Source organism: Rhizobium mayense, from assembly GCF_030272705.1.
GTDB classification, from domain to species: domain Bacteria; phylum Pseudomonadota; class Alphaproteobacteria; order Rhizobiales; family Rhizobiaceae; genus Rhizobium; species Rhizobium mayense.
The window spans coordinates 287,272-308,742 of the sequence record NZ_JARFYM010000002.1 but is presented as its reverse complement, the minus strand read 5'-3'; the positions used below and the strand labels follow the sequence as shown (position 1 = coordinate 308,742).

General features: G+C 59.4%; 21 protein-coding genes. 17 read left to right on the top strand and 4 right to left on the bottom strand.

From position 1 onward, the window contains the following. Window positions 1-34 precede the first annotated feature (34 nt). From PY649_RS04120 to minE, 9 genes are all read left to right on the top strand, one after another. Entirely contained in the window at window positions 35-553 is a 519-nt protein-coding gene (locus tag PY649_RS04120; protein WP_285866890.1) for a ubiquinone biosynthesis methyltransferase UbiE, read from the top strand. After that, window positions 550-1,728, top strand: coding sequence for a class I SAM-dependent methyltransferase (locus tag PY649_RS04115; RefSeq protein WP_285866889.1), 1,179 nt, complete (start codon window positions 550-552; stop codon window positions 1,726-1,728). Before PY649_RS04120 ends, PY649_RS04115 begins: the two co-directional genes overlap by 4 nt. Next, on the top strand, window positions 1,725-4,085 hold the full coding sequence (locus PY649_RS04110; protein WP_285866887.1) for a SpoIIE family protein phosphatase: 2,361 nt from the start codon (window positions 1,725-1,727) through the stop codon (window positions 4,083-4,085). Before PY649_RS04115 ends, PY649_RS04110 begins: the two co-directional genes overlap by 4 nt. 4 nt (window positions 4,086-4,089) lie before the next feature. Beyond that, window positions 4,090-4,656: a slr1658 superfamily regulator gene (locus PY649_RS04105; protein ID WP_285866886.1), complete on the top strand. Its 567-nt coding sequence runs from the start codon at window positions 4,090-4,092 to the stop codon at window positions 4,654-4,656. 8 nt (window positions 4,657-4,664) lie between these two features. After that, window positions 4,665-5,003, top strand: coding sequence for a slr1659 superfamily regulator (locus PY649_RS04100; protein WP_285866885.1), 339 nt, complete (start codon window positions 4,665-4,667; stop codon window positions 5,001-5,003). Between the two features lie 326 nt (window positions 5,004-5,329). Beyond that, complete coding sequence (locus PY649_RS04095) at window positions 5,330-6,034, top strand: EAL domain-containing protein (RefSeq protein ID WP_285866884.1); 705 nt, start codon at window positions 5,330-5,332, stop codon at window positions 6,032-6,034. Between the two features lie 288 nt (window positions 6,035-6,322). Then, window positions 6,323-7,060 carry a septum site-determining protein MinC gene (gene minC / locus PY649_RS04090; RefSeq protein ID WP_285866883.1) on the top strand — a complete coding sequence of 246 codons (738 nt, stop codon included), beginning with the start codon at window positions 6,323-6,325 and terminating at the stop codon, window positions 7,058-7,060. A 32-nt stretch (window positions 7,061-7,092) separates the two neighbouring features. Continuing rightward, on the top strand, window positions 7,093-7,908 hold the full coding sequence (minD, locus tag PY649_RS04085) for a septum site-determining protein MinD (RefSeq protein ID WP_285866882.1): 816 nt from the start codon (window positions 7,093-7,095) through the stop codon (window positions 7,906-7,908). Further along, window positions 7,905-8,165 (top strand): cell division topological specificity factor MinE, encoded by a 261-nt coding sequence (gene minE, locus PY649_RS04080; protein ID WP_285866881.1) that lies wholly within the window; start codon window positions 7,905-7,907, stop codon window positions 8,163-8,165. Before minD ends, minE begins: the two co-directional genes overlap by 4 nt. A 138-nt stretch (window positions 8,166-8,303) precedes the next feature. Here the strand turns inward: minE and PY649_RS04075 are convergent, their stop codons facing one another. Further along, complete coding sequence (locus PY649_RS04075; protein WP_285866880.1) at window positions 8,304-9,188, bottom strand: AraC family transcriptional regulator; 885 nt, start codon at window positions 9,186-9,188, stop codon at window positions 8,304-8,306. 381 nt (window positions 9,189-9,569) lie between these two features. Between PY649_RS04075 and eutB the strand changes: the two genes are divergently transcribed. From eutB to ehuA, 8 genes are all read left to right on the top strand, one after another. Then, complete coding sequence (eutB, locus tag PY649_RS04070) at window positions 9,570-10,544, top strand: hydroxyectoine utilization dehydratase EutB (protein ID WP_432761323.1); 975 nt, start codon at window positions 9,570-9,572, stop codon at window positions 10,542-10,544. After that, a complete protein-coding gene (gene eutC, locus PY649_RS04065; protein ID WP_285866878.1) occupies window positions 10,544-11,560 on the top strand; it encodes an ectoine utilization protein EutC in 1,017 nt (338 codons plus the stop codon). Before eutB ends, eutC begins: the two co-directional genes overlap by 1 nt. Continuing rightward, window positions 11,557-12,735, top strand: coding sequence for an ectoine hydrolase DoeA (gene doeA, locus PY649_RS04060; protein WP_285866877.1), 1,179 nt, complete (start codon window positions 11,557-11,559; stop codon window positions 12,733-12,735). Before eutC ends, doeA begins: the two co-directional genes overlap by 4 nt. 9 nt (window positions 12,736-12,744) lie before the next feature. Beyond that, window positions 12,745-13,761 (top strand): N(2)-acetyl-L-2,4-diaminobutanoate deacetylase DoeB, encoded by a 1,017-nt coding sequence (doeB, locus tag PY649_RS04055; protein WP_285866876.1) that lies wholly within the window; start codon window positions 12,745-12,747, stop codon window positions 13,759-13,761. A 103-nt stretch (window positions 13,762-13,864) separates the two neighbouring features. Further along, the gene (gene ehuB / locus PY649_RS04050; protein ID WP_285866875.1) at window positions 13,865-14,722 is read left to right on the top strand and encodes an ectoine/hydroxyectoine ABC transporter substrate-binding protein EhuB; all 858 of its coding nucleotides are present in this window, start codon (window positions 13,865-13,867) and stop codon (window positions 14,720-14,722) included. A 94-nt stretch (window positions 14,723-14,816) separates the two neighbouring features. Next, window positions 14,817-15,482: an ectoine/hydroxyectoine ABC transporter permease subunit EhuC gene (gene ehuC / locus PY649_RS04045; RefSeq protein ID WP_285866874.1), complete on the top strand. Its 666-nt coding sequence runs from the start codon at window positions 14,817-14,819 to the stop codon at window positions 15,480-15,482. Next, window positions 15,479-16,171 (top strand): ectoine/hydroxyectoine ABC transporter permease subunit EhuD, encoded by a 693-nt coding sequence (gene ehuD / locus PY649_RS04040; RefSeq protein WP_285866873.1) that lies wholly within the window; start codon window positions 15,479-15,481, stop codon window positions 16,169-16,171. Before ehuC ends, ehuD begins: the two co-directional genes overlap by 4 nt. Further along, on the top strand, window positions 16,168-16,932 hold the full coding sequence (ehuA, locus tag PY649_RS04035) for an ectoine/hydroxyectoine ABC transporter ATP-binding protein EhuA (RefSeq protein WP_285866872.1): 765 nt from the start codon (window positions 16,168-16,170) through the stop codon (window positions 16,930-16,932). Before ehuD ends, ehuA begins: the two co-directional genes overlap by 4 nt. A gap of 45 nt (window positions 16,933-16,977) precedes the next feature. Here the strand turns inward: ehuA and ehuR are convergent, their stop codons facing one another. The 3 genes from ehuR to PY649_RS04020 all read right to left on the bottom strand — a co-directional run bounded on the left by ehuR (window position 16,978) and on the right by PY649_RS04020 (window position 21,458). Continuing rightward, window positions 16,978-18,408: a MocR-like ectoine utilization transcription factor EhuR gene (gene ehuR, locus PY649_RS04030; RefSeq protein WP_285866871.1), complete on the bottom strand. Its 1,431-nt coding sequence runs from the start codon at window positions 18,406-18,408 to the stop codon at window positions 16,978-16,980. Between the two features lie 139 nt (window positions 18,409-18,547). Continuing rightward, complete coding sequence (locus tag PY649_RS04025; RefSeq protein WP_285866870.1) at window positions 18,548-19,927, bottom strand: aspartate aminotransferase family protein; 1,380 nt, start codon at window positions 19,925-19,927, stop codon at window positions 18,548-18,550. A 34-nt stretch (window positions 19,928-19,961) separates the two neighbouring features. Continuing rightward, complete coding sequence (locus PY649_RS04020) at window positions 19,962-21,458, bottom strand: NAD-dependent succinate-semialdehyde dehydrogenase (RefSeq protein WP_285866869.1); 1,497 nt, start codon at window positions 21,456-21,458, stop codon at window positions 19,962-19,964. Window positions 21,459-21,471: the final 13 nt, after the last annotated feature.

Genomic DNA, 21,471 nt, shown 5'->3' with positions numbered 1-21,471 from the left:
GTCGCGAATATTTGGCAATTCAGGGGGATCGGCCTTGAGCGAGCAGAGCACGAACCGCACCGCTTTACCATTTCGCCCCATGCTGGAGTTGGAAATGGAAATGGAAGTTTTCATGTCGGATTGGCTCCATTGCAATCAGATGTCGAATTACGTTGCGCGCATGGTGAGTCATGATCGAAGCGATCCGGTCCGGCATGCCAATCTCCTTTCATCCGCGCTGAACGAGCTTTTTGAGATCTCCTTCCGCTCAGGCAGTGTTCCCGGGCGGCTTCACTGCGATATTTCCCGAGGGGATCACCTGGAGCGGATCGCCTTGACCTTCCCATGTACTCCCGAGCAACGGCATCTGTACCGTGATGCATCTGCCAAGGCTTCGGGAAGCGGCGCGCTGGAAAGTTACCTCGACGCGCTTGCCGACGAAAACTCAGTTCAGGAAGACATCATCCTGCTTGGCTTGGCGATCAACTACGACGCGTCGCTCTCGCTGCGGGAGGTGGATGGCCGGGCTCTCACGGTGATATTAGACATTCCGGTGGAGGGATTACTGAATTGAGCTCGCACGAACCGGTTCCGCTGTTTTCAGCTCAGTTCGACCTGAACAGTCAGGAGTTTTCGCTCTCAGGCATCCTGCGGCCGTTGTCGCCCATCGAAATCGCCGAGACGACTGCCCTGCTCGAAAAGAGCATCAATCAAGTCAGAGGCGTGTTCTACATCAATGTTAAACGTCTCATTCATATGAATGCGACGGCCTATCACGCCTTGGCGCGCCTTTTGGTCAATGCCAGCCGCGCACGGCGAGACCTTCGTTTCGTTGTGGTGACGTCCAGTGTCGTTGGCTGGGCGACCAGGACATTCCATCATCTGAGCGCCATCGAACCGAAAATCGCCGTCGAGGCGTATGACGCCGCCTTTTATCCGGGACAGACTTTCGTCGAAGACCAGAGCTTCATTCCCATCCTGCGGACCCAGACGAAAATGACCTGGCGTCATGAACGCGAGATTTTGCCGCGCCACGGCATGCGCGCCGGCATTGCGATGGCGGACATTTGCTGTGGGATCGGTGATTTCGCCGTATTGGTCCATAAGGAGTTCAAGCCGGCGAGAATCGTGGCGCTCGATCATTCTGCCGTCAGTCTTGACTATGCACGCAGGGTCGCTGCCGATTTCGATATCCGCGATATCGAATATACCTACGGCGACGCATCTGAGATGCTGCTCGAAGACAATCAGTTTGACCTGGTGACCTGTCGCCATTCGCTGCAAATCTTCAATCGGCCCGATGTCCTGCTCAGGGAACTCTACCGCATCTGCAAGCCCGGCGGGCGTGTTTACATAACGAATGAAAAGAATTCCCACTGTCTTGGTGAGCCACGGGCGGCAAGCATACAATGGACCTATAACGAAGTGGCGACGCTGTTCAGCCATTTCGACATGGATGTCGAAATGGGGCCCAAAAGCCGCCGGCTCCTGCGGGATGCGGGCTTCGAGGCCATCGAGATGGAAAGCTTCATGGTCAGCAACCTCGATGGCGATCCACAAGACTTTGCGGATGTGATCGCCGCCTGGGAGAACGTCTATGCCGGCGAGATGTCTGTTCGCCGGGGCGACACATCGGAATTCATCAAGCGTTTCCGCCAGGGCTTCCAGGATCACATCTTCGCTGCCCTTCATCCGAAAGGTTATGCCGGCTGGCCCATATGGGCGGCCTCCGGGCGGAAGCCGCTATGAACAGGAAAATCGGTCCATTTGCCATTCCCAGCATCTGGTCGTTTCGAGCGAAATTTGTCCTCGTCGTGGGAGGTGCCGTCCTTTTTGACCTTCTTGTCAGCGGCGGATTGGCGCTGTGGAACGTGCAGCGATTGTCCCGCGACGCCACATCCGAAGTGGGCCAGGGTCTTGAACGGGCGAGCCAGGACTATATCCAGTCCTATGCGGACTCGACGGCTGCCCGCGTCGGGCTGCTTCTCAATCAGGTGCATTCGGACGTCAAAACACTCGCCGGCGTTCTTCAGGCGCAGATTGATCATCCCAACCGAAATGACGCGATCGGCGAGGCGCTGGCGCGGTCCGAACCTGGCGCCATAAAGCTTGTCTATGATCCAAAAGGTCATTGGGCCCAAAATCTTCCGGGTTCGACCTCGGTGATCAGCGTTTGGGGCTATTTGCTCGACCAAAATCATCAGCCGCTGCCTGCAGTGGAAAAGGACATCGAGACCAGCACGGTTGTCGATCTCGTTGCGCCGAACCTGCTGAAGAACGGCTATTCCAAGCTGCAGATGTATTATATCGGGCCCAAGGAACGGCCGATCTTCAGGACTGTGCCTTACACCACTCAGGCGCAGACCTTTGACCGCCTCTATCCGGGGCACAACGAGGCCAATTTCTGGGATTTTTTCTTTCCGGGCCTATACGAATCCTGGCAGCAGTGGGCTCGTCAGCCGGGCACGCGCCCCGTCGCGGACGATATCACGCAGACTGCTCCCTATACCGACGCGATTACGGGCAAGCTGATCGTCAGCTTCTTCAATCCTCTCTGGTCACCTGACCGCCGGGACGTTGCCGGTATCGCCGGAGCCGACATCACGCTGGATCAACTGGCCGGCATCGTCGAGAGCGTGAAGGTTGCCGACACCGGCTTCGGCTTCCTGACGATGTCGAATGGCAATGTGGTTGCCATCAACCATGAAGGCGAGAAGATCATTGGCTTGCGGGCCTCCAGCGACACCGGCGACAAGGGCGTGACCGGCCTTGATCGCTCATTCCGCAACAGCACGCAGAAGGCGCTGGCAACGCTCCCCTTGGACCGTGACGGCGTGATTCAGCATATTTCGCTAGACGAGCAGGGCGAGAAGATCCCCTACCTGGTTGTCGTCAAGCAGATCGCGCCTACGAACCTTTGGGTTTCCGGGCCTGTTCAAAAGGAAGCGATGTCGCTCGGGATCGTCGTGCCGGAACGGGAAATCTATGCCTCTCTGTTTGCCGCACAGGACGAAATATCGCGTGCGACAAACCGCATTCTTCTCTATCAGATCCTTGCGATCTGCATATCGTTGATGATTGTCACTGCGGCGGTATTTGCGGTTTCGAAGCGCATCACCAGCGGCATCAGCGCGCTCGCCAGCGCCGCGCGGCGTATCCAAGCAAAAGACTATTCGGTAAGGGTCGATATCGCGTCGCGCGACGAGGTCGGCGAGGCCGGCGTTGCATTCAACCGCATGGCGGAGGACATAAGCTTCCACACCGAAAACCTCGAAACGATGGTGGAGGAACGAACAAAGGAAATTGCCGAGGCGAAAGAGGAAATCTCGGTACTGAACACGCAATTGAAGAGCGAGAACGTTCGCCTCGGTGCCGAGTTGGCTGTCGCCCAAAGGATACAGCTCATGGTCTTGCCGCGCCAAAACGAGCTGGCGGCGATCGAACAGCTTGAGATCGCCGCTTTCATGCGTCCAGCCGATGAGGTCGGCGGCGACTATTACGATATCCTGCAAGACGGAAAAAGGCTCAAGATCGGAATAGGGGACGTTACCGGTCACGGCCTTGAAAGCGGCGTGCTCATGCTGATGGTTCAGTCCGTGGCGCGTGCCTTGCAGGAGGCCGGAGAGACCGATCCCGCGAAATTCCTGAACGACCTCAACCGCACCATCTACAAGAATATCGAGCGCACGAAAACCGACAAACACTTGACCCTTGCCTTTCTCGACTATGACGGGGAGCGATTGACGCTCTCCGGCCAACACGAGGATCTGATTGTTGTCAGACAAGGCGGAGAGGTTGAGCGGATCGAAACTGTCGACCTCGGGCTTCCGGTCGGGATCGATTCAGATATTTCCGAGTTTGTCGATACCAGAGACGTCACGTTTGGAAGCGGCGACATGATCATCCTGCATACGGACGGGGTCACCGAAGCCGAAAACCGGCAGGGCGAATTGTATGGGATTGAACGGCTTTGTGAATCGGCCCGTGATCTTTATGGCGGCAGTGCCCAGGATGTGATGAACGGCATTCTGGACAACCTCATGACTTATATTGGGTCGCAGAAGATTCACGATGACATAACTCTGGTTGTAATGAGACATAGGTGATAACATGGCGATCGTCGTGTTTGGGCTGGCAGATCTTGTAACAAGCAGTGCAGGTAGTGCCACTTTTCTTCGATTGCTTGACGGACCGCTCGATCTGAGTTGGTCCCATTGTTCGATGACCTCCGATTTTATCGCTGAAATAACGGCTTTGCGTTACAGGCGCTTACGTCAGGTCTACCATCAGGTGCGCCATGACATCGGCTATGTAGCGAATGAACTCATCGAAAATGCCGTGAAGTTTCGTGTGTCCGGGGAGATTGATATTTCGGCTTCCATCGACGGAGAACGGTTTCGGATGAAGGTTTCGAATTTTATCGACAACGAAAATGCAACACGTTTTCAGCATCTGCTTTCGCACATCACCGCCGATGATCCGGCGGAGCTGCTCATTCGGCAAATTGAGAAGAACGCCGCGCTGACGTTCGGCACGGAGTCCGGCCTTGGCTTACTGACGCTGATGAGCGACTATGACGCTGAATTGGCGTGGGTATTTGATGCGAACCGGCCGAGCGGTCGAACGCGTCTGGAGACCTATGCTGCCTTACCAGTCCCTTCCGTTCAAAATGGCTGAGTTTGACCATGGAAATCAGAGGAGAGGCATTTCGTGTTTGGACTGAAGGATACGTTGTGTTCTTCGAAGGTTCTATGCGTTTGTCGGGATCGGACGCCTATGCTCCGATCTTTCAGTTAGCGATGGATCTGCTCGAGAAACACCCTGAACGGCTGACACTCGATCTCACGGGGCTCCAGTTTCTGAACTCGTCGGGTATAAACCTGCTAGCGAAACTGACGATAGAGGCCCGCAAACGCGCCGATGTGCATATGACGGTGCGCGGTTCCAAACAGATTTCGTGGCAACAAAAATCCCTGCCAAACTTGAAGAAGCTTTATCGCGACCTCGACCTCCGGCTCAGTTGATTTTGCAATGCTTATGGCATTTGGCTCTGATTTGGAGAGCCGAATCGCGTAAGCTTTTGATGACGGATTGCTTACGGCGAGGGAGCGGGCACTGCTTTCAATAGAAAAACAGGGTTGCATAAAATCCCGCAGTGATTGAGGATTTGACACAATTACCCCATCCGATGTACTTATAAGTTACTAACATACGAAATTCAATTGACCCGGGAGCGCCGTTCGGTTGTATCGTTTCCGTTGCCGGAAAATTCGCATAAAGAGGTTTGGCGGCCCCCGCCCACAGTCGAAAATCGTGACTGAAAACAGCATCGCTGGAGGCGCTTCCCATTATGTCCAAGGCTGTTTCCGATCGCGGATTGAGTTTTGCCGCACAAAAGGTCAGCCAAATTGATGTTCCGGAGGAGGTACTCTATTGGGAGTGCTTCGCGCGGATTTCGGACGCTCGTGGCGTCGTTCACAGTGCAAGCACTTTTGCACCTTATCTGGAATCTTCCCTCGCTTCCTTCGATCTTGATGCACGCATGCTGGATCTCGTTCTGTCGAGGCTGGCCAAGGATCAAAATCTTGTGCTCGGATGCAACATTTCGGCTGCCAATCTGTCCGACCGAGACCACTGGAAGCAGATTCTCCGTCAAATCGAGCGCCGTTCAGAACTCGCTTCGCGGCTTATCCTTGAAATCACGGAGACCTATCCGCTGGTGAACGAGGGTGTCGAAAGGCTGGCGGCCGTTCGCGCGCTTGGTTGCCGCGTGGCCATCGACAACTTCGGAGCAGGCATGGCGACGCCTGCCCGGCTGCTGACAGTCCCGGCCGACATAATCAAGATCGAACCTTCGCTGGTGCGGAATGTCCGGATCTCTGAAAAGGGGCAGAACAGCCTGCAGTATCTCGTCGGCTTTGCGTCTTGCGTCGCCCCGATCATCGTTGCCGAAGGCATCGAAACGGAAGAACACCTGGATGCTGCCCGCGCTTCCGGCGCGACTCATGTGCAAGGTTTTCTGTTCGGAAAACCAGCCGCGCTACCGAATCAATGATCTGAGTCGGAAGACGATTGCTCAGTTCTTCCCACTAAGCGGCCAATTCGCCTCTTTCGGCGCCCCCGCATCTATGGCCTCGATAACGGCGCCGACGAGTTCTCGTGGCCGTTCCAATTTTTGATGACTTCCTTAACACAGCCCCGATCGGCGGTCACTGTCATAAGTATCTGACATTCCCCAATAAAATTGGCGTCTTGGCGATGCGATGCTGGGGGTCACCTTGATCGCGTTAACTATTTATTAACCATGGCGGCGGTACACAGGGTCAACGAATTATTCACACAGATGACCAAAGTGCTAACAGACGCTCGCTCGATCCGCATTAAAGGCCGTTCCTTCCTGGCGGTCATGCTTTCCCCGGATCTTCCCATCGAAGATTGGTTGATCAGGTTGGACGATCTCGCCGCGCGTTCGGCGGGTTTCTTTTTAGGACGGCCGGTCGTGCTCGACCTGACGGACCTGTCGATTGACCGGTCGCAGCTGAAGGACCTGATCGGAGAGCTTGCCCGACGCAATGTCAGCATCATGGGTATTGAGGGCGCGCGCCCTTCTATCCTGGGGCCGGGCATGCCTCCCGCGCTCAAGGGTGGTCGGCCGGTTTCCGATATCGAGGTCCCTGTAAACGAGGCTCCGGCGAAGGAGCCAGTCGTCGAGGTGTGCGGTAAGCCAGCGGCGACAGACACTCGTCCGGCGACCCAATCCATCGTCATCCGGGAACCGGTACGCTCGGGTCAGTCGGTGATCTTCCCGGAAGGCGATGTCACCGTTATCGGATCGGTCGCTTCAGGCGCAGAGGTCATCGCCGGTGGGTCGGTCCATATCTACGGCAGTTTGCGCGGCCGAGCCATGGCTGGGTCGGTCGGAAACGCATCGGCGCGCATCTTTTGCCGCAAGCTTGAGGCCGAACTGGTCGCGATCGACGGCATCTACAAAATGGCGGAAGACATGGCCCCCAACCTTCGCGGACAGGCTGTCCAGCTCTGGCTCGAGGGTGACGCGATCATGGCAGAGAAACTTATCTGAGCCGACAGCCGGCCAGGACAGAGGAGAGCAAGATGGGGAAAGTCATCGTAGTCACGTCAGGCAAGGGCGGGGTTGGCAAGACGACTTCGACTGCCGCACTCGGAGCGGCCCTGGCGCAGAGAAATGATAAAGTCGTCGTCGTCGATTTTGACGTCGGGCTGCGGAATCTGGACCTTGTCATGGGCGCGGAGCGGAGGGTCGTCTACGACCTGATCAATGTCATACATGGCGACGCCAAGCTCCCCCAGGCGCTAATCCGCGACAAAAGGCTGGAGACGCTGTTCTTGCTACCGGCCTCGCAAACCCGGGACAAGGATAATTTAACGCCTGAGGGTGTCGAGCGCGTCATAAACGACTTGAAGCAGCATTTCGATTGGATCATCTGCGACAGCCCCGCAGGCATCGAACGCGGCGCCACCCTGGCCATGCGCCACGCCGACACGGCGGTGGTCGTCACCAACCCGGAAGTCTCGTCGGTGCGCGACTCGGACCGGATCATTGGCCTGCTGGATGCCAAGACCGCCAAGGCCGAGCGCGGCGAGCGGATCGAGAAGCACCTGCTCCTGACCCGCTACGACGCTACCCGCGCAGAGCGGGGCGATATGCTCAAGGTCGACGATGTGCTGGAGATTCTGTCCATTCCGCTCCTCGGCATCATTCCTGAAAGCATGGATGTTCTACGCGCCTCCAATATCGGCGCCCCCGTCACGCTGGCCGATACCCGCAGCGCACCCGCGATGGCCTATTTCGATGCGGCTCGCAGGCTCACCGGCGAGGTTCTGCCGATCACAATTCCTGGCGAAAGGCGGAACATATTCGGCAAGATATTCGGACGGAGGGCGGCATGAACATTTTTCGTCTATTCGGCAAGCAAAGAACCGCACCGGCGGCGCGGGAACGCTTGCAAGTGCTTCTCGCCCACGAACGCTCGTCGGCGGGTTCGGACCTGGTGTCGCTGCTGAGGGAGGAAATCCTTGGCGTGATAGCAAAGCACGTGCAGCTCGAGGGCGATAAGGTGCAAGTCAAGATGGATTGCAACGAGCACGTCTCGACCCTGGAAATCGACGTGGAAATCCCGCTGAACGCAGTTGTCCAGGCTGCTTGAAGAGCCGCTCGGGGTTACCAATACAGCAGCGTACCCGAGCAATTGAACCAGGCCGCGAACCCACAAAGACCGAGATTTGGTGGATTGCGGCCTGTCCGTTTCCTGCAATCGGAAGGGACTGGCCGCCGTCGCAGGGCGCTATTTTAGCGGCAGAAACAGCTCGACCACCACCTCATGTGCCGGCACCTCCGGGATGAGAGAAAGCTGCCGCCGGCAATAGATCGGGAAGTCGCGTGCTTCCTCGCCGCTGGCCGGAAGCCAGTCCCGATAGAGGAAGAGCGCGGCGGGCTCGAGATTTTGGGTGTTGCCGGGGTAGCGCAGCACCGCGCAACGTCCGCCGGGGATCATACCGGCCTTCATCTGCGCGTCGTCCGGCGCGATCGGCTGGTCAGTCCCGATGCACAGGTCCATGGCGTAGTCGGCCGGGACCGCGGGGGTCCTTTCGGAACGGAAGACCGTAAAGGTGGGGCTGGTCTCTGGCGATAGGCCGGCGGCCTTGCGCCAGGCGCGGAACCGCTCGAAGGTAGCCTCCAGCGTCGCGCGGTCGCCCCGATGCTCCATGACCGCCACTGGCGTGGGAGGCACGTTGCGGATCGTCACGTCGTCGTGGGTAAATATAATCTGCATGAGTTTGCTCCTCGCGTTGTCGAGCGGCCCGAAGGCCGAGAGCCACGGATCCCAATCGGGGGATTTCCGGAACGACGAAGGCGATTGCCCGAATCGTTGCCGAAAGGCGCGGGCGAAAGCATCCGGCGCATCGTAGCCGGCATCCATCGCTATGTCCGTGACGCTTTGGGCGTCGTCCGAGGCCAGGCATCGGGATGCGCGCTTCATGCGGGCGAGCTGGACATAGCGATACACGGATAGCCCGAAGGTCGCTGTGAACTGCCGGTGTAAGTGATATTTCGAGTAGGCTGCGACGCTGCTCAGCGCGTCCAGGTCCAGATCATCGTCCAGATGCCGGTCTATATGATCCAACACCCGCTGCATCCGGGCATGGTAGTTTTGAAGCGCCGCCTTCATCGTTTTGTCCTCCGTGGCAGCACCAGCTAAGCGCACGCCGGAATGACGCGCTCGACCGATCTTGCGGTTTTTCTCACGGTTCGCAGAACCTTGCCAAGGGCTACGCACAATTTGTCAACGAACGGCGCGCAGAGCAGATAACCCGTGTCATCCACATTTCCCGACTGAGTAAATTTAGCCTCGAACCCACGAACGGGTCGCCCCGAAGGGGTCGTGTCGCGCGATTAAGCACCTCAAAATTGTAATGAAACAATATTCAGATTGACATGATCTTTTGTCTCTTTCACGCTGATGTCATGAACATCAATCGTGAAAGAGACATGAAATCGTGCTGACGTCAGTCACAGCCCTTCCAAAGCAACGGACTGCGCGATGACGGCAATGGTGATATTGCCCGATATCGAAGAGGCACGGCGGCGCATTGCCGGACACGTTCTCCGCACGCCCTTGCTGCGGTCGCAGGCGCTTTCCCTTCAATCCGACGCGCCCGTGTTTCTCAAGCTGGAAAATCACCAGACAACCGGCAGCTTCAAGCTTCGCGGAGCCACCAATGCGATCCTGTGTCTCAGCGAGGAGGAACGTTCTCGCGGATTGGTAACGGCCTCCACGGGCAATCACGGCAGAGCAGTCGCCCATGCCGGCAAGGCATTGGGCGCGCGGGCGACCATTTGCCTGTCGGCGCTCGTGCCTGCAAACAAGGTCGAGGCGATCCGCAGCCTTGGGGCCGATGTCCGCATCGTTGGCCGTTCTCAGGATGATGCCATGCGCGAAGTCAAGCGCTTGGTGAGTGAAGAAGGCATGAGCTTCGTGCCGCCCTTTGACGATGCCCGCGTGATCGCCGGCCAGGGAACTATCGGACTCGAGATCGCGGACGACCCGTGGGATGTGGCGCTTGTCCTCGTGCCTCTGTCGGGTGGCGGATTGGCGTCAGGCGTTGCCGCTGCGATCAAAGGCAGGCGACCAAAGGCCAGGGTCATCGGCATATCGATGGAGCTGGGAGCAGCGATGGCAGCAAGCCTTGCCGCTGGCGCACCCGTTGAAGTCGACGAGATTGAAACCCTGGCGGATTCGCTGGGCGGCGGCATCGGGCTCGACAATCGCCTGACATTTGCGATGTGCCGCGACCTTCTCGACGATGTGATCCTGCTCACCGAGGACGAACTAGCAACAGGCGTCCGCCATGCGGCAACGGTCGAAGGCGAGACCGTCGAAGGGGCGGGTGCGGTCGGTATCGCGGCGCTGCTTGCCGGTAAGGTCAAGCCTGAAGGCCCGACGGCCATCGTCGTGTCCGGCGGCAACATCGATCCGGCGGTCCATCGCAAGATTGTCGACGACATCAAGACGGGAGTGGCGTGATGGCGCGCGTGCTTGTGCTGACGGAAACCGATTTGCGTAGAATCGTGCAGCTTGACGGGGATGCGGTCGATTGCGTCGAGCAAGCCTTTGCGGCCCTGGCGACCAAGGCGGTGGAGATGCCGCCGATCATGCGGCTGGATATTCCCGCTCATCGCGGTGAAGTCGATGTCAAGACGGCCTATGTGCCGGATCTCGACAGTTTCGCGATCAAGGTAAGCCCGGGCTTTTTCAACAATCCGTCAATCGGTCTGCCCAGCACCAACGGGTTGATGATGCTGCTGTCGGCGCATACCGGCCTGGTCGAGGCGCTTTTGCTCGACAACGGCTATCTGACGGATGTGCGAACGGCCGCCGCCGGCGCCGTTGCCGCAAAGCATCTTGCCCGCCCGGACGCTCGGGTCGCGGCAATTTTCGGCGCCGGCATGCAGGCACGTTTGCAGCTTCGCGCTTTGACTCTGGTACGGCCGATCGAGGCAGCCCGTATCTGGGCACGCGATACGGAAAAGGCGAAACAAGTTGCCAGGGAGCTGACGGCGGAGCTCGGTTTCCCGGTCTCGGCCGAGGCTGACGCCCACCAGGCCTGCGGCGGCGCCGACATCATCGTTACTACCACCCCTTCGGACAGACCGATTGTCGACGCCTCCTGGCTGGAGCCGGGCCAGCATCTCACCGCCATGGGCTCGGATGCCGAGCACAAGAACGAGATCGATCCGGCAGCGATCCTGCGCGCCACACTCTATGTCGCCGACAGCCTGAAGCAGACCCGCCGGCTCGGCGAATTGCATCATGCTATCGCCGCGGGACTTGTGAGCGCGGACGCGGCTTTCCCCGAACTCGGCGCCATCATCAGCGGCCAGGCGGCCGGTCGTCAGTCAAACGAAGCAATCACCTTTTGCGATCTGACCGGCACCGGCGTCCAGGACACGGCCATTGCCACGCTTGCCCATCGCCGCGCCGTCCAGGCAGGCGCCGGACAAGCAATTGAAACGACAAAAGCATCAGGAGACCCAGCGTGAGCGAACCGACCCTCAATTTCACCCGCTCCGAATATGCCGAGCGGCTTGCCAAGACGCGGCGCGCCATGGAGCAGGCAGGCGTCGATCTCGTCATCGTGACCGATCCGTCCAACATGCATTGGCTGACGGGCTATGACGGGTGGTCCTTCTATGTGCATCAATGCGTGCTGGTGCCCGGCTCCGGCGAGCCGATCTGGTATGGACGCGGCCAGGATGCCAACGGCGCGAAACGCACCGCTTATCTCAGCCACGACAACATCATCGGCTATCCCGATCACTATGTGCAGTCGAACGAGCGCCACCCGATGGATCTGCTGTCCAAGATCATCGAGGAGCGCGGCTGGGCCAATGCCTCGATCGCTGTCGAAATGGACAATTACTGGTTTACGGCGGCTGCCTATGCCTCATTGGTCAAGCATCTGCCGAATGCACGCTTCAAGGATGCCCAGGGGCTCGTGAACTGGCAGCGCGCTGTCAAGAGCCCGACCGAACTGGACTATATGCGCAAGGCTGGCCGCATCGTCGAGGCTATGCACAAGCGGATCGTCGAAAAGGTCGAGCCAGGCGTTCGCAAATCCGATCTCGTGGCTGAAATCTATGACGCGGGCATCCGTGGCGCAGATGGCTTCGGTGGCGACTATGCCGCGATCGTTCCCTTGTTGCCTTCGGGCGCCGATGCGTCCGCGCCGCATCTGACCTGGGACGACAAGCCGATGAAGGACGGCGAGGGCACCTTCTTCGAAATTGCAGGGTGCTATCGCCGCTATCACTGCCCGCTGTCGCGAACCGTCTTCCTCGGCAAGCCGACGCAAGCCTTCCTCGATGCCGAGAAGGCGACGCTCGAAGGCATGGAGGCCGGTCTTGCCGCCGCTAGACCTGGCAATGCCTGCGAGGACATCGCCAATGCCTTCTTCGCGGTGTTGAAGAAATACGGGATCGTCAAGGACAACCGCAGCGGCTACTCGATCGGTCTCTCCTATCCGCCGGATTGGGGTGAGCGGACCATGAGCCTGCGCCCCGGCGACCGCACGGAACTGCTGCCCGGTATGACCTTCCATTTCATGACGGGTCTCTGGCTAGAAACCATGGGTATGGAGATCACCGAAAGCATCGTGATCACGCAGACCGGCGTCGAATGCCTGTCCAACGTGCCCCGCAAACTGGTTGTGAAGTGATCACCGGACATGAACAGCATGACGATCACACGCCCATCACCCGTAACGCCGACTGTCGATTTCGATCGTGAAGGCATCCAACATGGTCACCTGCGCCTGCCCTGGTCACGCGACGATTCCGCCTGGGGCTCGATCATGATCCCGATCTGCGTCGTCAAAAACGGCGATGGGCCGACGGCGCTTCTGACCGGTGCCAACCATGGCGATGAATATGAGGGGCCCGTCGCGCTCTTCGATCTCGCCCGGACTCTGAAGACAGAAGAGATCAAGGGCAGGGTCATCATCGTCCCGGCGATGAACTATCCCGCCTTCCGAGCGGGTACTCGCACGTCGCCGATCGACAAGGGCAATCTCAATCGCAGTTTTCCGGGCCGGTCTGACGGCGGCCCGACGGAAAAAATCGCCGATTATTTTACCCGCTACCTGTTGCCGCTGGCCGATGTCGTGCTGGACTTCCATTCCGGCGGCCAAACGCTCGATTTCCTGCCCTATGCCGCAGCCCATGCGCTGCCGGATAAGCGGCAGGAAAAGGCTTGTTTCGATGCCGTTGCCGCGTTCTCCGCGCCCTATTCCATGCGGATGATCGAGATCGATGCGGTCGGCATGTACGACACGACCGCCGAGGAGATGGGCAAGGTTTTTGTGACGACCGAGCTTTCGGGCGGTGGAACCATATCAGCGCGTACGGCTTCCATTGCCAAGCGTGGTGTTCTGAACGTCTTGAAGCAGGCCGGTATTGTTGCCGGCGCGCCGGAGGCCGAAGCAACGCAGTGGCTCGATATGCCGTCCTCCGATTGCTTCGTCTTCGCCGAAACGGATGGTCTTTTCGAACCCGTGAAGGATCTAGGCGACATGGTTGCGGCCGGAGAAATCATTGCCCGTGTCCATCCAATCGGCCGCACTGGCTCGGCACCGTTTGAGCATCGGGCAGCACTGGACGGTATCCTTGCCGCACGTCATTTCCCCGGTCTCATCAAGACTGGAGATTGCCTGGCTGTCGTCGCAACGCTGACAGCCGGGACCTGAATTGCCGCGCCGCCGTAGCGCGGCGCGGATCACCACCCCGTTGCGGCAAAGATCCGGAACACCGGACAGCCGATGACGGAATTCAACCACAGAGGAGTGAACGATGACATCGAATTTTTACCGCAGCCTTGCCGCCATGGGCCTGACCATCGGCCTAGCTGCTTCTGCCCATGCTACCAGCATCGACCAGATCAAGAAGGATGGTTATATCCGCGGCGCCAGCGCCAATGAGGTCCCCTACAGCTATATGGACGAGAGCGGCGCGGCCAAGGGCATCGGTCCTGATGTTGCCAATGCCGTCCTGAAGTCGATGGGCGTGAAGGAGGTCGATTGGACCGTGACGCCATTCGGATCGCTTATTCCCGGCCTGAAGGCCAAGCGCTTCGATTTCGTTGCGGCCGAGCAGAACATCCTGCCTGAGCGTTGCAAGCAGGTTCAGTTCACCACGCCGAATTCAAGCTACGGCGAAGGTCTGCTGGTGCCGAAGGGCAATCCGAAGAAGCTGCATTCCTATGAGGATATCAAGAAGGATCCGTCTCTCAAGGTGGCAATCGTATCGGGTGCCGATCAGCTCGACTTCTTCCATGGTCTCGGCATTCCGGACTCTCAGATCGTCATGATCCAGGCCAACGCCGACGCGCTCTCGACCATCCAGACCGGCCGTGCCGATGCCTATGCAGCAACGGAGCTGACGGTCGCCAAGCTGGTTCAGGGCGGCACGAATGTCGAGCAGGCAGCTCCCTTCACCGATCCGATCATTCAGGGCAAGTCGGTCAGAAGCTATGGCGGTTTCGATTTCCGGCCCGAGGACAAGGATCTCTACAAGGCGTTCAACACCGCGCTCGCCGCCTTCAAGAAGACGGATGACTACAAGAAGATCCTGATGTCTTACGGACTGAGCGCCGAAAGCGTCGAGGCTGCGCGGACCAAGAACACGGAAGACCTGTGCGCGGGCAAGTGAGGCTGGCGATATCCGGATCGGCTTGGTCCTTGCCTGTGGGCAAGGGTTGGGCCGATCTGCCCCCTTGCATCTTGCGGACGGAGGTAACCCTGACATGAGCTGGACGCATTATCTTCCAGCGCTGCTGAAGGGCGCAGAGGTGACGGCGATCATCGCCGTCACATCGATGCTGCTCGGCGCGATCTTTGCTTTCGCGGCCGGTCTTGCCAGGTTCGCCGCCGGGCGCCTGCTTTCCTGGATCGCGCTGATCTACATAGAAATATTCCGGGGCACATCGCTCTTGGTGCAGCTCTTCTGGCTTTATTATGCGCTGCCGCTGATCGGAATATCATTCGACCCAATCACGACGGGCGTCGTCGGCCTGGCGTTGAACATCGGTGCCTACGGCGCGGAAGTGGTGCGTGGTGCGCTACAGTCGGTTCCCGACACGCAGCATGAAGCGGCACGCGCCCTGAACTTCGGGCACGGACAGACGCTCTTCCATATCATCCTGCCCCAGGCGGTGGTGGAGATGATGCCGCCATTCGGCAACCTTGCTGTCCAGAACCTGAAGGACACGGCGCTGGTGTCGCTGATCTCGATCAGCGACCTGACGTTCCAGGCGCAGCAGTTGCGCAACATCACCCTGGACAGCGTAACGATCTACTCACTGACGCTGATGGGATATTTCATCATGGCGCTTATCCTCTTTGCCTTCATGCGCTGGCTTGAGACGATCTTTCGTCGCGGCGCCGCCTTTCCGGGGAGGGCGCCGGCATGATGTATGGCTTCACTTGGGACACCACATCGACGCTCTCCTTTGCACTATCGATCCTGCCGATTCTCGGCATCGGATTGATCGTGACGCTGGAGGCGGCGGCGGCTGGATTTGCGATCGCCCTGGTTCTTGGGCTGGTGTTCGCGCTTCTGCGACGCAGCAGCATCGCGGCGATCTCCTGGCCGACGGCGCTGGTTATTGAATTCCTGCGCGATACACCGCTGCTCGTGCAGCTCTTCTTCTTGTATTATGTGTTGCCGATCTACGGGATCGTCCTGCCGGCCTTTCTCACCGGAGCGCTGGCACTCGGCCTGCAATATTCGGCCTATACCTCGGAGGTTTATCGTGGCGGCCTGGATGCCGTGCCGCGCGGCCAATGGGAAGCGGCGACGGCGCTCAATTTGGGACGCGGCCTGACCTATTGGGACATCATCATCCCACAGGCAATCCCGCGCATCATCCCGGCCATGGGCAACTATCTCGTCTCCATGCTCAAGGAGACACCGGTTCTGTCTGTCGTCACTGTGGTCGACATGCTGAACCTCGCCAACCTCATCGGCGACCGGACTTTCGAATATCTGGTGCCGCTGTCTATGGTTGGCCTGATCTTTCTCATCCTCACGCTCGTCTGCTCGGCGGCCATTCATTGGCTCGAGAAGGCGTTGCCGAAACATGGAATTGCATTGAGATGACCGAATCCCTGATCCGCTTTCACGACGTCACCAAGCGCTATGGCAACTTTACCGTGCTCGATGATTTCTGTTTCGAAGTCGCACCCGGCGAGAAGGTGACCTTGATTGGACCGTCGGGCTCGGGCAAATCGACAGTGCTGCGCATCCTGATGACGCTCGAACCTTTCCAGGAAGGCACGTTGTATCTGGCCGGCATGTCCTACCACGAGGAAAACGGCCGCGGACGCTTCCTCGCCAGCGAGGCACATCTGCGCAAGATCCGCACGCATGTCGGCATGGTATTCCAGAGCTTCAATCTGTTTCCGCATATGACTGTGCTGCGCAATATCGTCGAGGCGCCGACGCGCGTGCTCGGATTGAGCCGGGCGGAAGCGGAGGCTCGCGCCATCGAGCTCTTGCGCATGGTCGGTCTTTCCGAGAAGAAGGATCACTATCCAAGTCAGCTTTCTGGCGGCCAGCAGCAGCGCGTCGCCATAGCCCGCGCCCTTGCCATGCGCCCGCGCGTGTTGCTGTTCGACGAGCCGACGTCCGCGCTCGATCCGCAACTCGTGGGAGAAGTGCTCGGCGTCATTCGTGATCTTGCCCACGAGCACGATCTGACGATGCTGCTGGTGACCCATGAAATGCGGTTCGCGCGAGAGGTGTCCGATCGCGTCTGCTTCTTCGACAAGGGTCGCATTTGCGAAGAGGGCAAGCCCGAAGCGATTTTCAGTGCTCCGAACGAAGATCGCACCAAGGAGTTTCTGCGCTCCGTCTTGTGACCGAAAAGGAACTTGTGCCGGATGTATCCGGCGCCGGTTCTTATTCTAAGCGATTGATCCCACGTCGAAAATTGGCGGCAATTGCTCGAAGGCGCCGCGAACCGTTTCGAGCGCCGAGCGAAGGGCCGAGTGTGACAGGCGACCGCCGAGGCAGATGCGAATTCCGCTGACCGGCCGGTCGCCTCCGGCGACGAATGGATCGGATGGTGTGACGGCGACACCCTTGCGGGCTAGTGCGCGGACAAGCCCCTCCTCCGTCCAACGCTCGGGAAGTGACAACCATGCGCATAGGGAGAGAGGGTGGCTGCCGGCGACAAAGGAACCCATCACCTCCGATACGATCGCCTGCCTGGCCTGTGCCTCGCTTCTCTGAACGGCAATCAGTGCATCGGCGGTACCATCCAGAACCCAGCGTGAGGCCATTTCCGCGACGACATTGGTGGCGCTCCACCCCGTGACGCGCAGGATCGACGCGACGCGGATGGAGAAGTGCGCCGGAACGACGAGATAGCCGATGCGCAAGCCCGTCATCACCGACTTGGTAAAGCTCGTGACGAAGAAGCCGAGTTCGGGCAGCAGATCGGGCATGGAGGGCAGGGGATCCCGCAGCATCGGCTTATAGACCTCGTCCTCGATGACGAAGATGCCATGCCGGCGCGCGATGTCGGCGATGGCACGGCGCCGCTCCGCACCCATGACATGGCTCGTGGGGTTGCCGAGCGAGGGAATGATGACCAGCGCCGACACGTCGCTGACTGCGCAGGCCGCCTCGAAAGCTTCTGGCAAGATGCCTTCGCGATCGGTCGGCAGGCCGCGTAGCGTAAAGCCCAACACGTTGGCGAGGCCAATAATGCCGTGATCGGTGAGGTTCTCGGTCAAGACAACCTCGCCGGGGCGCACCACAGAGGCCACGGCCAGGAAAAGGCCATGGGCAGCGCCATTCGTGATCAGGATACGATCGGGGTCGGCATTGACGGACAGGCGCGCCAGCCAGGTCCGCGCCGCGGCGCGATGGGCATCGAGACCGGCGATCGGCCGGCACGGCCGCATGAAACTGCTGTTGTCGCTTTCGGCGAGAGCCTGCATCAGTTCGCGCGCCGATCGCTCGTGTGCTTCGGTATAAACGGCCCGGATGATGGAAAGGTCGGCGCTGCCGCTTGGATCGCGGTCGAGCATGAAGCTGTCGGCACGTTCGGTGATGCGACTGCGGACGAAGGTGCCGCGACCCACTTCGCCGCGCAAATAGCCGCGTCGCTCTGCTTCCTTGTAGCTGAGGCTCACGGTCTGAACCGAAATTCCCAGCGCATGGGCGAGATCACGATGCGTCGGCATCTGCGTATGAACTGGCAGGATGCCTTCGTCGATATCGGAAATGATCTTGTCGGTGAGCAGCTTATGCTTGGTCACGCCCTTGCGATGCTGGAGGACTGGTTTCCAGGCATCACTGTGCTGGTCTTTTGAATCATGACGAAGCATGGATTGATCCGGTACAATTGCAGGACATCCATGTACACCATTCAATGCGGCATGGCGATGACCAAGCCAAGTCGCTCAGTCCATTGTCAACAACAGACTGAGCGATCCTCATTTATGCCTCGCGCCTACTGGCACCGCATCACAGGTTTGAAAATACGCTTTTGATCGCTTCCGCCGTCGCCTTGACGACGATATCAGCTTCGTCGCGCGTCAGGCACAGGGGAGGCGCAAAGCCGAGAATGTCTCCCTGAGGCATAGCCCGACCGATCACGCCGCGCTCGAGCAGAGCTGCCGCGATTTGCGGGCCGATCTTCTTCGCCGGATCGAAAAACTTGCGGTCGTCCCGGTCTTCGACGAACTCGATGGCCGCCATGAGCCCATCGCCCCGGACCTCGCCGACATGCTTGTGATCGCCGACGGCCTTGGCAAGTTCGGACCGGAAGTAGGCACCGGTCGAACCGGCATTCTCGACGATGCCGAGTTCATCAATCAGTTCGAGATTGGCAATGCCCGCAGCCGCGCAGATCGGGTGCGAGGAATAGGTCCAGCCATGGCCGATGGCGCCGAGCTGATCGGAACCTTGCACGAGCACCTGCCACATCTTGTCTGAGACGATGGTGCCGGAAAGCGGCGCATAGGCCGAGGTCAGACCCTTGGCGATGGTGATCAGATCCGGCTTCATGCCGTAATGGTCCGAGCCGAACATCGTTCCGAGGCGGCCAAAGCCGGTGACGACCTCATCGGCGACGAGCAGGACGTCGTACTTGTCGAGCACGGCCTGGATCTTCTGCCAATAGGTCTTCGGCGGCGGAACGATGCCGCCGGTGCCGAGGATCGGCTCGCCGATGAAGGCCGCGACCGTTTCCGGACCTTCGGACAGGATCATCTCTTCGAGCTTGTCCGCGCAATATTGCGCGAACTGTTCCCCATTCATCGACCGATCAGGTCGGCGGAAGAAGTAGGGTGTCTCGGTATGCAGAATGGGTTCGAGCGGCAGGTCGAAAGCCTTGTGGAAGAGTTCGAGGCCGGTGAGGCTACCGGTCATGACGCCTGATCCATGATAGCCGCGCCAGCGGGAAATGATCTTCTTCTTTTCCGGCCGGCCGAGGATGTTGTTGTAATACCAGATGAGCTTGATGTTTGTCTCGTTGGCGTCCGAACCGGAAAGGCCGAAATAGACGCGGCTCATGCCTTTCGGCGCCCGGTCGATGATCATCTTGGAGAGCGTGATCGACGCTTCCGTGCCGTGTCCGACATAGGCGTGGTAGTAGGCGAGGTTCTTTGCCTGTTCGGCGATGGCATCAGCGATTTTCTGCCGGCCATAGCCGACATTGACGCAGTAGAGGCCGGCAAAGGCATCGAGGCTCTTCTTGCCGTTGGTGTCGGTAATGTAGACACCTTCGCCGCCGCCGATGACTCGGGTCGGCGTTTCGCCGCGCGCATGCGTACCCATGTGGGTCGAAGGGTGAAAGAAGTGATCCCTGTCCCACGCATTCAGTTCGTTCCGTTTGTCCAACATGATATTTTTCCTTGTGCTGAGAGTGGGAGGCCCGTCAGGCAGCCGTGTCGATGCAGAGATACTTGAGCTCGGTGAAAGCCTCGATGCCGTGGCGCGAGCCCTCCCGGCCGAGGCCGGATTGCTTCCAGCCACCGAAGGGAACAGGTCCGCCGGTGATCTTGACGCGATTGATCGCCACCATGCCGTAATCCAGAGCCCGGCCGAGGCGCATCTGCCGGGCGCCGTTTTGCGTCACGACATAGGCGACGAGCCCGTATTCGGTATCGTTGGCGCGCGCGACGACCTCGGCCTCTGTGTCGAATGACGTTACCGCGGCGACCGGTCCGAAGGTCTCCTCCTGCATGATCAACGCAGCCGGTGACGGATTTACCAGCAGCGTCGGTTCGAAGAAGAGCGGCCCTGCTGCATGACGCTTTCCGCCGACGGCAAGCCTTGCGCCACGATTCAGCGCATCGGCCACATGTTCCTCGACTTTCGCCACGGCTCGCTCGTGCATCAGCGGGCCGATATCGACGGCGTCCGTCAGTCCGTCACCGACCTTCAGGGCTGCTATCCGCTTGGCAAAGGCCGCGGCGAAGGGTTCCATGATCGAGCGCTGCACGAAGATGCGGTTGGCGGCCAGGCAATCCTGGCCCGACGTCGCAAACTTGGCATTGACGGCAATGTCGACGGCGCGATCGAGGTCGGCGTCGTCAAAGATGATCAAGGGCGCATGCCCGCCGAGCTCCATCACCAGCCGCTTCATGGTGGCAGCGCATTGCCCGGCAATCAGCTTGCCGACGCCGGTCGAGCCGGTGAAGCTCAGCGCCCGCACCCGGGCATCCTCGCAGAGAGCGCCGACGATCGTTGAGGCGTCGCCGGTGACGATGTTGAAGGCGCCGGCGGGAAGGCCGGCACGCTCACCGAGTTCGGCAAGGGCAAGCGCCGACAGCGGCGTCTCGGACGATGGATGGGCAACGACGGTGCATCCAGCGGCGAGGGCTGCCGCGGCCTTGCGGGTGAGCATGGCGGAGGGAAAATTCCAGGGCGTAACGATGCCGACGACACCCAATGCCTCCCTGCGGACGATCATTTCCGTGTCCGGCAGGTGGCTGGTGACGCTCTCGGCATTGATCCGCTTGGCTTCCTCCGCATACCATTCGATGAAGCCGGCAGCATAGTCGATCTCGCCGCGGGATTCGGCGAGGGGCTTGCCTTGTTCCAGCGTCATGATCAGCGCCAGATCCTCCTTCGCGGCAAGCATCAGCTCATGCCACTTGCGCAGGATCGATGCTCGCTGCTGCGGCAGGAGCGAGCGCCAGGCTGGAAACGCGGCCGCCGCGGTATCGATCGCCTCAATTGTTTCATCCCTACCGAGACTTGCGACCCAGGCAAGCGTCGTAACAGAGGCAGGATCGGCGACGTTGAAGCTCGCGCCCGTCTTGCCGGCGACCCATCGGCCGCCGACATAGGAAAGGTCTCGCAGCAAATGCCGGTCGTTCAATCGAGATAGGGCTTCATGATAGGTGGGTCGGGCGCGCAGTGCGGTCATCGGCAAACCTCTC